Genomic DNA, 13,639 nt, shown 5'->3' with positions numbered 1-13,639 from the left:
GATACAATGTAATAATGTTTCAACAGAACAGGGTGGTGAATTGTAATGGCCAAAACGAACGCTGAAACCCGCGTAGTTGTCGGCATGTCCGGAGGCGTCGATTCTTCGGTAACAGCACTGTTGCTGAAGCGCCAAGGCTACGATGTGGTAGGCATCTTTATGAAAAACTGGGACGATACTGACGAGTTTGGCGTTTGCAGCGCGGAAGAAGACGCAGAAGACGTCCGGCGCGTGTGCGACCAGATCGGAATCCCTTATTATACGGTCAATTTCGAGAAGCAGTATTACGATAAAGTATTTACTTATTTTCTCGATGAATATAAACGCGGACGCACCCCTAATCCGGATGTGATGTGCAACCGCGAAATCAAATTCGGCGATTTCCTGCAGATGGCGATCGATCTTGGCGCCGACTATTTGGCAACCGGCCATTACGCCCGGCTTGCGACGGCCGAAGACGGCAGCAAGCAGCTGCTGCGCGGCGTGGACAGCAACAAGGACCAGACGTACTTCCTGAGCGCTTTGAACCAGTCTCAACTGGCCAAAGCGATGTTCCCGATCGGCGATCTGCCTAAACCGGAAGTCCGCAAAATTGCGGAAGAAGCCGGATTGTATACCGCCAAGAAAAAAGACAGCACCGGCATCTGCTTTATCGGGGAACGCAATTTCAAAACATTTCTAAGCAGCTACCTCCCCGCGCAGTCCGGCGACATGGTTGATGTGCGTACCGGCGAAGTAAAGGGCCGCCACGACGGCCTGATGTATTATACGCTTGGCCAGCGCCAAGGTCTCGGCATCGGCGGATCAGGTTCGGGCGAGCCGTGGTTCGTAGCCGGCAAAGATCTGGAGCATAACCGCCTGCTTGTCGTGCAGGGCGAAAACCATCCAAGCTTGTATTCCAAAGGACTTACCGCAACCGGCATGAACTGGATTGCGCCGGTCCGCCCGGAAGGGCCGTTTGCATGCACAGCAAAGTTCCGTTACCGCCAGCAGGACCAACATGTTACAGTTACGCTGCAAAAGGACGGAACAGCTCAAATTGTTTTCGACAAACCGCAAAAGGCGGTTACGCCTGGGCAAGCCGTTGTGTTATATGACGGGGATGTATGCCTCGGCGGGGGGACAATTGACGCCGTTCAACCGGTTGAAGCATCGGAATTCCAATCCGCAATGAATGCATAAAATCAATAACCGCCATGATAGCGCGCCTGCGGGTGCGATCATGGCGGTTATTTTGTTATAGACTCGCTTTTCCTTCATCTGCTCCGCGCTTATGCAGCAGCAGGCGGGATATACGGAGATGATCTGTTTCTTCGATCGTAAACGAAACCTCATGGCTGTAATGCACAACCTGATTGGGGGAAGGCGGGATTTCAATTTGCGAATAAACCCATCCCCCCACCGTATCGTAGTCATCACTCGGCAAGTCGAGCCTGAAGAAGCTGTTTGCTTCTTCAATCAGCATCAAGCCGCTGATCGAATAGCTGTTTTCGTCTAACCGCTCGATAACCGGGCGTTCTTCATCAAACTCATCCTGAATTTCACCGACAATTTCCTCCATAATATCTTCCAGCGTGACAAGACCGGAGGTGCCGCCATATTCATCAATTAAAATCGCCAGCTGCGCTTTGTTTTTTTGCATCAGCTTCAGCAGCGAGCTGATCGGCATTGATTCCGGAACAGTTGTAACCGGACGTGTCATCTGCCGGATATCGCGCAAGGCGCGCGCCGAGTCCTTCAGCAAATCTTTAATATGGATAAAGCCGATAATATTGTCTTTATCGCCTTCGCAAACCGGATAACGTGTGCGCATATGTTCGAGCGCAACCCGCTTATTGACTTCCATCGGCACCTCAGTATATAAACAGATCATTTCCGTACGGGGGATCATAATTTCTTTGGCATTCGTCTCGGCGAAATCAAAAATATTGTCCATCAGCGCAAGCTCCGTATGGTCGATATGGCCGTTTTTATGGCTTTCCTTCATCAGCCGGCGAATTTCATCTTCCGTATGAGCCTTATGCAGCTTAGACGGCGGCTTCATCCCAAGCGCCGATACCAGTTTGCCCGACAAAGCTTCGAATGCCCATAGCAGCGGGTACAACCCTTTGTAAAACCAAATAAGCGGGGCGGCTGCCAGCAGCACTACGGACGAAGTTTTGTAAGCGGCAATGCTTTTGGGGCAAGTGATCCGATTACGTAATGGAGAATGGAAATGAGGATAAACGCAGCGGTAAACGAACAAGCGTGGATAAATGCAGCATGTTGCAAACCCAGCTCTTGCAGCCATGGCTCCAGCATATGGGCAATAACCGGGCCGCCGAGCCAGCCCAAACCGAGTGAAGCCAGCGTGATGCCCAGCTGGCACGCAGCTAAATAACCGTCCGAATTGCCGGCAAGGCGTGTTGCGAGGCGCGCTTTCAGCGATCCGGGCCTCGCAATAAAATCAGCTCTGCCGCTGCTGATCTTTGACAGCGCCAGCTCCGCCGCCACAAAAAAACCGTTCAGCATAACTAATAGCAACACAAACGCCAGCTCAGCAATCGTAAGCAAAGGATCACTCAATGAATCCCTGTCAGCCACACGGGCGGCGACAGGCGCACCTCCTTCGGGGTGTGAATGGGGTAATTTCATTTTATTCGACGTTTCCGTCCAATTATGCCGGAAGCAGGCTTCTTCTTTTTTTTCAAGCGATGAAAGTGAACCGTCCGCAGATTTCTCCCGGCTCAAAAATCGTGCAAAATCTGTTAAAAGCTGGGGCCAATATTCATAAAACCGCTAATCTTTACTCATATTATTTTCAGCTTTACTTCATCTACATCTGCTATAATTGCAACATCAGCCATTGCCAATAAGACTGCAATCGAATGAACGTTTTGCCGGGCAAAACGTTAGGCGCATGCTTCCGTTGCGAAGTTTTGCAGCTTCGCTCCTGCGTCGCTTGCCGGGGCAAAACTTTAAGCCCATGCTTCCGTTGCGAAGTTTTGCAGCTTCGCTCCTGCGTCGCTTGCCGGGGCAAAACTTTAAGCCCATGCTTCCGTTGCGAAGTTTTGCGGCTTCGCTCCTGCGTCGCTTGCCGGGGCAAAACTTTAAGCCCATGCTTCCGTTGCGAAGTTTTGCAGCTTCGCTCCTGCGTCGCTTGCCGGGGCAAAACTTTAAGCCCATGCTTCCGTTGCGAAGTTTTGCAGCTTCGCTCCTGCGTCGCTTGCCGGGGCAAAACTTTTTAGGAGGAAATCGTTTGAAACGTATATTGATTTTGATGTTCGCTTTGTTGTGGGTTGTGCCGGGGCTTGTTTCTGCGCATTCGTACATAGAGGAGTCTGCGCCGGCTAAGGATGAGACGTTAAGCGCTTCGCCGGAGCAAATTGAGATGACTTTCAATACCGATATCGAGAAGTTAAGCAGCTTCAAACTGTATGACGAGAAAGGAAAAACGGTTAAGATCGGCGCCACTTCGGTTAACGAAAACGTGCTCAGCGGACCGGTAACTGAGCCGCTTGAGAACGGCGTATATACCGTAAAATGGGCTGCGATTGGCGAAGACGGCCATTCCGTAAGCGGAGAATATTCCTTTACCGTCGCGGCTGCCGATAACAGCGGCGCGGCGGATGCTTCCTCTTCTCCATCTGCGGACAATAACACGGCCGGTTCGGATACGCCGCCGCCAAGCCCGTCTGCAGATACAGGCAGCAATACGGCAGATAACAGCAGCAGCGCCGCGAGCGACGGAACTAAAAACCCTAACATGGGCACAGCCATTACTATCGGCGTCATCATCATTGCTGCTGCCGTCATTTTAATATTGAGGAGCCGTAAAAAATGATCTATGTCAGCGAGGCATTACTGTATGTTTGCTTCGCCCTGTTAATGGGCACTTTCGTGTTAAGAATCGTGCCGGAACATCGCAGGCCGGATATCCATGTGCATAACGGCCTGCTTTTTGCCGCTGCGATTGCCGTCCCCATCCTGTCTTATGCGCCTATCCATAAAACCGCCGTTTTGTTCTCCAAAGATTTTGACATGTCCTACTTTACTATTTTGAAGCAGATTTTAACTGAAATTAATTCGGGCAAAGCTTGGCTGTGGACGCTGATCGGCTCTGCCGGCCTCGCTGTCCTGCTCGCTCTGAAGTCGTTCCGGAATGACAAGCATATGCCGAAGGTCGGGCTGTTTATTACGTTCCTGCTTGTTATATGGCTTGGCTACGGAAGCCATTCGGCGTCTATTGAAGGCACAAAAGGCATTGTTGTACATACAGCACACTTTTTGGCGGTGACGGTATGGATCGGCATCTTGTTTGTGGCCGGATGGTTTGCCCGCAGCTCCCAAAACTGGGATTCGTTCCTGCGCTGGTTTTCCCCGGTCGCCATCATATGCGTCCTTCTGGCCATCGCTGCCGGCATACTGCTGATGACCTTTACCGCGCCGCAATATTTGGATTCCTGGATGCTGCCTTACGGGCAGATGCTGCTGATCAAACATTTGCTCATTGTACCGCTGCTTGTCTTTGCCTATACGAACGGAGTCGCTTACCGGAGCAAAATAAAAAAAGATAAACAATTTAATCCGCGCCCGTGGCTAAAAGCGGAAAGTGTTGTCGCGCTGCTTGTCTTTATTGCAACAGGGATATTGGGACAGCAGACACCGCCGCATAATGTTCAGCAGACACTGCAGTCCGTTTCGCCGTCTCCTTGGTTTTCCGGTCTTTATAAAGGGCATTTCAGCCCGGATATTCAACTTCATTTGTCTCTTCATCCCGAAGCTTTGCTGCTGTTTGCCGCTGCTGCGGTCATGATCGCCGGCATGGCCGCGATGTACCGCAGCAATCGCCTTATCCCTGCATTTGCAATGGGCATCCTTGTTTCGGTGTTCGGTTACTTTGGCCTTATGTTCGCTATTGCCTAAATTGAAAATAAGGTGCGCTGTCTGCAAGCTGTTTAAAGCTTGCAGACAGCGCACCTTATTTATTTTCCCGCTCCGCGGCTGAAAGCTTACCGTTTCCCCGTCTGCGCTCTTGGTTTTGCCGGATTTTAAACTCCGTCCCCTGCTCGCTTGCCTTATAGAACGACATCCCGTCCAGCCGGTCCGGCAAATATTGCTGCTTCACATAATGGCCCGGATAATCATGCGGATATTTATAACCTTCATGCCCCAGCTGTGCCGCACCTTTGTAATGGGTATCGCGCAAATGCAGCGGCACTTCCGTTATGCCTGCCGTTTCAATTGCATTAGCCGCGCTGCCGAGCGCCAGCGCAATCGCGTTGGATTTAGGGCTTTCCACCGCAAACAATATCGCCTGCGCAATGTTGTATTTGGCTTCCGGGAAGCCGATCTTATGATAGGCGTCCATCGCCGTAACCGCCTGCACCATCGCCTGCGGATTCGCAAGGCCAATATCTTCGCTGCAGGCAACGATCAGCCGGCGCAAAAACACCATCGGATCCATCCCCAGCTTGTCGACTGCATACAAAAACCAGTACAAAGCCGCATCGCTTGAACCTCGGATGCTTTTGTGAAAAGCCGACAATACATCGTATTGGGTCGACTCGTCCGCTCTTACCGCCCGGTTGCGAATCGACTCCTGCGCCACCTCCATCGTAATGCGCACGGAGCCGTCCGGCTCCGAAGGCGTGGTCACAGCTGCCAGCTCCAGCGCATTCAGCGCGCGCCGGATATCCCCTCCGGCCATGGCGGCGATATGCTCCAGCGCCTCCTGATCGGCGTGGATGCTCATAAAGCCAAGCCCGCGTTCCTTGTCCGCCAGTGCATGTTCCATCGCCTGCAGCGCATGTTTTTTCGTCAGCGGCTCCAGCTGAAACAACGTGGAACGGGACAGCAAGGCGCCGTTTACATGATGGAACGGATTTTCCGTTGTTGCGCCGATAAAAATAATGATCCCCTGCTCGACAGCCGGCAAAAGCGCATCCTGCCTTGATGTGTTAAAGCGGTGCACCTCATCCAAAAACAATATGGTTTTGGTTCCGTACATCGTTTTGTTCATCTTCGCCCGCTCGATCACTTCACGGACATCCTTTACCGTCGCATCCACCGCGTTCAGCTTAACAAATTCCCCAGCTGTCCGCTTCGAAATAATATGGGCAAGCGTTGTTTTGCCGCAGCCTGGAGGGCCGTACAGCAATATAGACGACACCTGGTCGCCTTCAATCGCTCTGCGCAGCAGCTTGCCGGGGCCAACAACATGCTCCTGCCCGATATATTCATCCAAATGCTCAGGCCGCATCCGGTCTGCAAGCAGGCGGGCAAGCGGCCGTTCCGCTTCCTGATAGCTGAATAAATCCATTCATACCACGCAACCTTATTTGTCTATTACATTTATCATAGCATATTCGTACATGTGTTCGCTACCCGTTCAGTCGGGAGCAGCCGAACGCCGCATAGATAAGAAATCCTAGTGATCTAGTCCTATTTAACTAGTCAATATTACCCATTAATTGGAAGCTGCTTAAAGCCGATATTAAACAATAGTCATATTTTTCCTTTGGACAATAGGCCTTTGCTTTCATAATAGCGGCGGCGATATCCCGAAGGAGATGGCGTTTTGAGAGGGAGCCTTTTACAAAGAAAAAAATAGAGAGAGAGGAGAAAGGGAGCTGTATTCAATTGTTTATGCGTGTGGACAACGAAATCATGCAGGCAGAGTTTGATCGGATTTGGACAACCGTATGGACAGAAAAGGGCTACGAGCTGGAATATTCACAGCACGCGCTGGACAGGTTTGTCGCCGTTACCCCCGAAGGCGATATCGTGGGGACATCAGAGATCAAGCCTTACCATTCGACCGGAAGCATCAATGAAATCGCTCCATTTGCCGTTCACCCTAAGGTGAGATCCAACCCGGGCAAAGTAGCGGAATTCGACAAGATGGCCGTCTTAAAGGAGCATCGCGGAAAGCCGTTAGTGGATTTGCTCTCTTCAGCCGTATATTGTGCCGAGCAGCATGGCCTTCGTTATTATGTGTCGCTGCTGGAGCCGGTGCTTTATCGGGCCTTTCGTATCAGTTTCCATATCCCGATGGAAAAAATCGGAGAAAAAACCTTTTACAAAGGCGATTATGTTATTCCGACCATTCTGGATGTTGAACAGGTGTACCGAAACAAAAAACGGTTTGATTGGCTGGATAGTTACGTTCCGTCAGCCAAACCGCAAGCTGCGGGTGTTTAGCCGCAAATTATTAATGGGAGAAAAGGTTGGGAGAAATGACAACTGATCTGGAAATTTTGGACAAGCGGAACCGGCTGTTTGTCAAAATATTATGGGGATTGCTTGTACTTGGCATTGCCGCTGACCTCGGGGCGGGAATCAGCGCAGCTTTAATTATGACCCTTGCGGCTGTCGGAATCGTCACCTGCGGCATTACGACCTTGATGACTTACAAAAAGTGGTTTGTATCCTATATCAAATACCTCGTTCCGTTTATTTTAACAGCGCTGGCCGTGTTGCTCATTGTTTCCGATCCGAATCCGATTATAAGCACTTATTTTCTGGTATATGTCAACATTACGATTATGACCTTGTATTCCGATTACAAGCCGATTGTTCTGACGGGTATACTGGGAATGGGGTTCACTACCTATCTGTTTCTCGATCAAGAATACCAGCAGCGGCTGTTTCCGGGCGATTCTCTGCTTTACCTGTATATGTACCTGATTTTTGCTACAGCTGCTTTGGCCGTGTCGGCCGGCTTCAGCCAGCGGCTTCAACTGCAGGTGTCGCGCGAGCGCAGCGATGCCTTAACTGCCAAAGACGTTTCCGAGCAGTTGATCGACAAACTGAAATCCTCAATCATCATATTGGATGAATTCAGCAAAGAGCAAAAAAACACCGTCGAGCGGGCCGGCATCATATCCCGCGAAGTAACGGCTACTTTTGGCGAAATGACCGCCTCGATCGAAAAACAGACCGGCATGGTCGTGGAAGCCGGAGAAGCTGTGCACAGTATCGACACGTCGGTTCAGCAGCTCGTAGACAGGACAGCATTGCTGCAAAATTACGCTACCGATAATGCTGCGCTGACGACGGAAGGCAGCGGCCAGCTCGTAACGCTTACAACCGAAGCGAATCGGGTCCGCACCATTATGACGGATACCGTTCACCTGATGGATTTGCTGAATCAACAAAATGAGCAGGTTGGCACGATTGCCCGTTCCATCGGCGAAATATCCGAGCAGACTCATCTGCTGGCGCTTAACGCAGCGATAGAAGCGGCCCGGGCAGGAGAGCAAGGCAAAGGATTTGCAGTTGTCGCCTCCGAAGTGCGGACCTTGGCCGATCATGCGCAATCGGCAGCCAAAGAAATCGCTTCGATACTCGATACAATTGGCAGCCAAATTACAGCTGTCAGCGAACAAATTCATCTGGGCCAATCCGCTGTCGCCGTTAGTTACGACGCTACACAGCAGGTCGAGCAGGTCATTCGGCGCATTCACGAAAATACCGGACTTGTCAAAGCGCATGCCGTTGCCGTTGGCCAATCATCGGTTCAAATGTCCGAGGAATACGCCGTTGTTTCCCGGGAAATTATGAATATCGCAGCCACAACCGAGCAAAATATGGCTTCCGTCGAGGAAGTATCTGCAAGCATGGAAAATCAGGATTCCAAGATCGGCCAGCTGGTTGAAGGTTATTTGCAGCTGGACCAGCTCATTTCCGAGCTGAAAGAGCTGGTCGGCAAGCAATCGCTGTTGAAGCATTAGTCTCTATAGGTTGCAAAAAAGCCTTCCCGGTTTATGCCGGGAAGGCTTTTTTGCAGTTGCAGCACGAAGCCGCGCCTGTAACGGAGCGGACTTCGAACAGCCGATGCGGCGAAACAACTACAATGTAATTCCGCCTTTTGTCAATAAATCGCGTACGACTACGCTGACCATGATCAGCCCGGCTACCGGCGGCACAAAAGCGTTGCTGGCCGGAGGCTGCTGCGCTTTGCGGATTTCCGGCGCATTATCCGGCACGATCCGCTGCGTAACATCCTCTCTTGGCTTCATAGGCTCTTCGTCGGAGAAAACAACTTTCACACCTTTACGAATGCCATCTTTACGCAGTTTTTGGCGTACAACACGCGCAATCGGATCGGTGTGCGTCTTAGAAATATCCGCCACCCGGAATTTCGTCGGGTCCATTTTATTAGCAGCGCCCATACTGGAAATTACCGGAATGTTCCGTTCTAGACATTGCTTGATCAGATGCACCTTGTACGAAATTGTATCGGAAGCGTCAACGACATAATCCAGCGGGTACGCAAACAACTGTTCGTACGTTTCTTCCGTATAAAACATGCGCAGCGCTTCGGCATTGCACTCCGGATTAATCAGCTTAATCCGGTCGCGCATCAGATCGGCCTTCGGCTGGCCAACCGTCGTTGTCAATGCATGGATCTGGCGGTTGACGTTCGTTATATCGACTACATCTTTGTCGATCAGAATGATGCGTCCTACGCCGGTGCGGGCCAGCGCTTCAGCGGCGATCGAACCTACGCCGCCGATGCCCAGCACAGCCACCGTGCTGCCTTTCATCAGCTCCAGCCCTTCCGGGCCGATCGCCAGTTCCGTGCGGGAAAATTGATGCAGCATCGTGTGCAGCCTCCCTTTTATCCCGTTACTCTTTTTTCTCGCCGGCAGCAGCTGCTGCTGGCTGTTTTGCAGGGGCCGGCTTCAATACGGTACGAATATGAAGCTGTTCCAGCTGCGAAGCTTCAACCGGCGATGGAGCGTCGGTCATCGGATCGGTTGCGTTTGCCGTTTTCGGGAACGCAATCGTTTCGCGCAAGTTCGTGCGGCCTGTCAGCAGCATAACCAGACGGTCGAAGCCAAATGCGATGCCGCCGTGCGGAGGCGTGCCGTATTCGAACGCATCCAGCAGGAAGCCAAACTTCTCTTGCGCTTCTTCCATCGAGAAGCCAAGCGCTGCGAACATTTTTTCCTGCACTTCGCGTTTGAATATCCGCATCGAACCGCCGCCTACTTCGTAGCCGTTCAGGACAAGGTCGTACGCTTGCGCGCGGATTTGGCCAGGGTCGGTGTCGAACAGGTGCAGGTCTTCGTCCTTCGGACGGGTGAACGGATGGTGCTCAGCCACATAACGGCCGGCTTCTTCGTCCCAGCCAAGCAGCGGGAAGTCTACGACCCATGCGAATTTGTATGCCGATTCGTCAATCAGGCCAAGCTCGCGGCCTACTTTCAGGCGCAGGTTGCCAAGCACGTCCGCAACGACTTTTTTCTTGTCGGCGGAGAACGTGAGCAGGTCGCCGTCTTCCACTTGCAGACGTTCGGTCAAAGCGGCAATTTCTTCCGGCTTCAGGAATTTAACGATCGGGCCTTTCCATTCGCCGTCTTTAACGGTAATCCATGCCAGGCCTTTGCCGCCGTAGCGTGCCGCAAACGGCTGCAGGTCATCAAGCTCTTTGCGGCTCCACGTTGCACAGCCTTTGGCGTTCAGCGCCTTAACTACGCCGCCGCTTGCCGCTACGCTTGCAAATACTTTGACATCGCTGGTCGATACGATATCGGTAATATCTTCGATCTCCAGGCCGAAACGAAGGTCCGGCTTGTCGGAGCCGTATTTGTTCATCGCATCCGCGTAAGTGATACGCTGGAATGGAGCCGGAATTTCAGCGCCAACCGTTTCACGGAACAGGCGTTGTACCAGCTGCTCCATCATCGAAAGAAGCTGATCCTGAGACAGGAACGACGTCTCGATGTCGACTTGCGTAAATTCAGGCTGACGGTCCGCACGAAGGTCTTCGTCGCGGAAGCAGCGCGCGATTTGGTAATAGCGCTCGAGGCCGCCAACCATCAGCAGCTGTTTGAAAATTTGCGGCGATTGCGGCAGCGCGTAAAACTCGCCTTCATGCACACGGCTTGGCACGAGATAGTCACGCGCGCCTTCCGGCGTGCTTTTCGTCAGGATTGGCGTTTCCACGTCGATGAAGCCTTCGCCATCAAGGAAGTCGCGGAATACTTTGGCCGCTTTCGAACGGAGCAGCAGCGTGCGCTGCATTTCCGGACGGCGCAGGTCCAGGTAGCGGTATTTCAGGCGGAGGTTCTCATCCACCTCAACGCCGTCTTCAATCGGGAACGGAGGCGTCTTCGCCGGGTTCATAATTTCAAGCTTATGAACGCGAACTTCAATTTCGCCGGTTGCCAGGTTCGGGTTAAACGTTTCCGGATCGCGTTCAACGACCGTGCCTTCCACTGCCAGCACGAATTCGTTGCGGGCGCGTTCGCCAAGCGCTTGCGCGTCGCCCGAGAAATCCGGGTTAAATACGATTTGCACAATTCCTGTGCGGTCGCGAAGGTCCACAAACAAAACTCCGCCAAGGTCGCGGCGGCGCTGAACCCAGCCGTTCAGCGTAACGGTTTGGCCGACGTCCGCTTTGGACAGCTGGCCGCATGCATGTGTTTTCAACATCATGGTTTTCATATCTCCTTTAGGTGTTGGATCTTATTATTTGTTGCCTGCCAGCTCTTGTACAAGCTGATCAAGCGGAATCACTTTCTGCTCGCCGGTCGCCATCTCTTTCAGGGCAATTTCGCCCCGCGCCAGCTCGTCATCACCCAAAATCGCCGTGTAACGCGCTTCGAAGCGGTCTGCGGATTTCAGCTGCGCCTTCATTTTGCGGCCCAGATAATCGCGCTCTGCACGCAGGCCTGCTTTACGCAGCTCGTACGTCAGCTGCGTGACGCGGCGCTCGGAAGCTTCACCCAGCGCTACCAAGTAGACATCCAGGCGGTGCGGATCGGGAAGCTGCTGTGCTTGATGCTCCAGCAGCATAATCGTACGCTCCAGGCCAAGGCCTAGACCAACGCCGGGCTGTTCAGGACCGCCGATTTCGGACACCAGGCCGTTGTAACGGCCGCCGCCGCCAATCGTATCAATGGCGCCGATACCTTCCGCTTTATATTCAAAAGCGGTATGCGTGTAATAATCGAGCCCGCGCACCAGCTTCGGATTAATGACAAACGGAATGCCCATATCCGTCAAATACGTTTGCACTTTGTCAAAGTGGGTGCGGCATTCTTCATCCAGGCTGTCCAGAATGGATGGCGCGCCTTCAAAATGATGCTGGTCCGTTTTGCAATCCAGCACACGAAGCGGATTGCGATCCATGCGGGATTGACAGTCCTTGCACAGCAGCTCGCGTTTCGGCTCCAGAAAAGCAAGCAGCTTATCGCGGAAATCGGCGCGTACGGCCGGTGTGCCAATGGAATTGATTTCAACACGAACGCCTTTAAGGCCTACTTCGGTATAAAACGTGTAGCCAAGCGCTATTACTTCGGCATCCAGTGCCGGATCGGCCGAGCCAAGCGCCTCTACCCCAAACTGGTGGAACTGGCGGTAACGTCCCGCCTGCTGGCGTTCGTAACGGAACATCGGTCCGATGTAATACAATTTGGAAACGTCCGGTTCCCCGTAAATTTTATTTTCTACGTAAGAACGCACAACGCCGGCCGTACCTTCCGGACGCAGTGTAATGCTGCGGTTGCCGCGATCCGTGAAGGTATACATTTCCTTTTCGACAATATCGGTTGTTTCCCCGACGCCGCGTTTAAACAAATCGGTGGATTCGAACATCGGCGTGCGGATTTCACGGAAATTAAATCTGCGGCAAATATCCCGGGCTGTCTGCTCGACATATTGCCATCTCTCTACCGAGCCGGGCAAAATATCCTGCGTACCAGGCGACTTTTGAAATGACATCTGTTTCCCTCCTGACCCCTCAAATTTCTTCGTTTCCTCGCTGTTTGACGGCGGCATTGCCGCAGCGGAAAAATAAAAAAGCCCCCGTCTCCTACAGCCTAAGCTGCAAGGGACGAGAGCGTAATCTCCCGCGGTGCCACCCACAATTCCGAACCTGCATCATCACTGCGATGTGACGGCATCGTTCGCTTTCCAAACGGTTAACGCCCGCTTACGCAGACAAGCTACACGGACACGAAACAAATCGCATCGTTCGCCTGCTGTCCTCCGGAAGGTCTGTTCATTCAATCACCATAAGGATGCTTGCAGCCTGGGCATCCCTCTCTGGGTACGTGCTTTGAATTACTTTGTTCCATCACAGGATCAGATAAGTAAAGTTATATTGACTTCAAACTATAACACAGGTTCATTATTGTGTCAACGAATAGTTATAGTTTCCCCTAAAACGGACAGAAAAAAACCTACAATACAAGTTGTAGGTCCTCAAGTTATATGTTTTAAAAAAGGGGGTCTAGTTGTAGTATAGGCATGTTGTATTAAAGAACCGTTATCATTAGATTACAATCCTATTACAATTCAGAAAACGCAATCATTGTAAAGAGACGGTTTTTTAAGGTTTCGAGAATCCCCTTCCTGCCGGTTTGCGCGCACCGGGTTCATCGGAAACTTCCACATTGTTTTCCGCGCCGGCTAAAATAATCGCTTCCCGGAAATCGGCGTGAAGCAGCTTGCGCGACTCGCGCTGCAAGCCTTGCTCCTTGCGTGACTGATGCATGCGGTATCTAATCTCCTTCAGCATTGGCTCAATTAATGGCTTGGCTGCCATTAGTATAGCCAGCGGCATCCAAACTAACCGCATGAAACAAAACCTAGCTGAAATTGCAGAAAACGAAACCTGCCGCATCCAAACCCGCAGTTTGCGCAC

10 protein-coding genes and 1 pseudogene are annotated in these 13,639 nt (G+C 52.0%); 5 read left to right on the top strand and 6 right to left on the bottom strand.

The features are described 5' to 3' along the window. Positions 1 to 45 precede the first annotated feature (45 nt). The gene (mnmA, locus tag ET464_RS01165; RefSeq protein ID WP_129437531.1) at positions 46 to 1,182 is read left to right on the top strand and encodes a tRNA 2-thiouridine(34) synthase MnmA; all 1,137 of its coding nucleotides are present in this window, start codon (positions 46 to 48) and stop codon (positions 1,180 to 1,182) included. A gap of 55 nt (positions 1,183 to 1,237) precedes the next feature. On the opposite strand, the pseudogene ET464_RS01160 reads toward mnmA, so the two are convergent. Beyond that, positions 1,238 to 2,565, bottom strand: a pseudogene (locus tag ET464_RS01160) (hemolysin family protein). Positions 2,566 to 3,238: 673 nt separating this feature from the next. Between ET464_RS01160 and ET464_RS19675 the strand changes: the two are divergent. Both ET464_RS19675 and ET464_RS01150 read left to right on the top strand, forming a co-directional pair. After that, a complete protein-coding gene (locus ET464_RS19675; protein ID WP_165279862.1) occupies positions 3,239 to 3,823 on the top strand; it encodes a copper resistance CopC family protein in 585 nt (194 codons plus the stop codon). Continuing rightward, a complete protein-coding gene (locus ET464_RS01150) occupies positions 3,820 to 4,905 on the top strand; it encodes a copper resistance D family protein (protein WP_129437527.1) in 1,086 nt (361 codons plus the stop codon). Before ET464_RS19675 ends, ET464_RS01150 begins: the two co-directional genes overlap by 4 nt. Before the next feature lie 55 nt (positions 4,906 to 4,960). Here the strand turns inward: ET464_RS01150 and ET464_RS01145 are convergent, their stop codons facing one another. Further along, positions 4,961 to 6,301, bottom strand: a complete 1,341-nt coding sequence (locus ET464_RS01145; protein WP_129437525.1) for a replication-associated recombination protein A — start codon at positions 6,299 to 6,301, stop codon at positions 4,961 to 4,963. A 326-nt stretch (positions 6,302 to 6,627) separates the two neighbouring features. Here ET464_RS01145 and ET464_RS01140 point away from each other — a divergent pair, with 326 nt between their 5' ends. Beyond that, complete coding sequence (locus ET464_RS01140; RefSeq protein ID WP_129443952.1) at positions 6,628 to 7,182, top strand: hypothetical protein; 555 nt, start codon at positions 6,628 to 6,630, stop codon at positions 7,180 to 7,182. A 35-nt stretch (positions 7,183 to 7,217) separates the two neighbouring features. Beyond that, entirely contained in the window at positions 7,218 to 8,714 is a 1,497-nt protein-coding gene (locus ET464_RS01135) for a methyl-accepting chemotaxis protein (protein ID WP_129437523.1), read from the top strand. Positions 8,715 to 8,831: 117 nt separating this feature from the next. Here the strand turns inward: ET464_RS01135 and ET464_RS01130 are convergent, their stop codons facing one another. The 4 genes from ET464_RS01130 to ET464_RS19670 all read right to left on the bottom strand — a co-directional run bounded on the left by ET464_RS01130 (position 8,832) and on the right by ET464_RS19670 (position 13,489). Then, on the bottom strand, positions 8,832 to 9,587 hold the full coding sequence (locus ET464_RS01130; protein WP_129437521.1) for a tRNA threonylcarbamoyladenosine dehydratase: 756 nt from the start codon (positions 9,585 to 9,587) through the stop codon (positions 8,832 to 8,834). A 25-nt stretch (positions 9,588 to 9,612) separates the two neighbouring features. Next, complete coding sequence (aspS, locus tag ET464_RS01125; RefSeq protein ID WP_129437519.1) at positions 9,613 to 11,427, bottom strand: aspartate--tRNA ligase; 1,815 nt, start codon at positions 11,425 to 11,427, stop codon at positions 9,613 to 9,615. A gap of 33 nt (positions 11,428 to 11,460) precedes the next feature. Next, entirely contained in the window at positions 11,461 to 12,714 is a 1,254-nt protein-coding gene (gene hisS, locus ET464_RS01120) for a histidine--tRNA ligase (RefSeq protein ID WP_129437517.1), read from the bottom strand. A gap of 610 nt (positions 12,715 to 13,324) precedes the next feature. After that, positions 13,325 to 13,489, bottom strand: a complete 165-nt coding sequence (locus tag ET464_RS19670) for a hypothetical protein (RefSeq protein ID WP_165279861.1) — start codon at positions 13,487 to 13,489, stop codon at positions 13,325 to 13,327. Positions 13,490 to 13,639: the final 150 nt, after the last annotated feature.

The organism is Paenibacillus protaetiae (assembly GCF_004135365.1).
Taxonomy (GTDB): Bacteria; Bacillota; Bacilli; order Paenibacillales; family Paenibacillaceae; genus Paenibacillus_AP; species Paenibacillus_AP protaetiae.
This window is presented reverse-complemented; position numbering and strand designations above follow the sequence as displayed.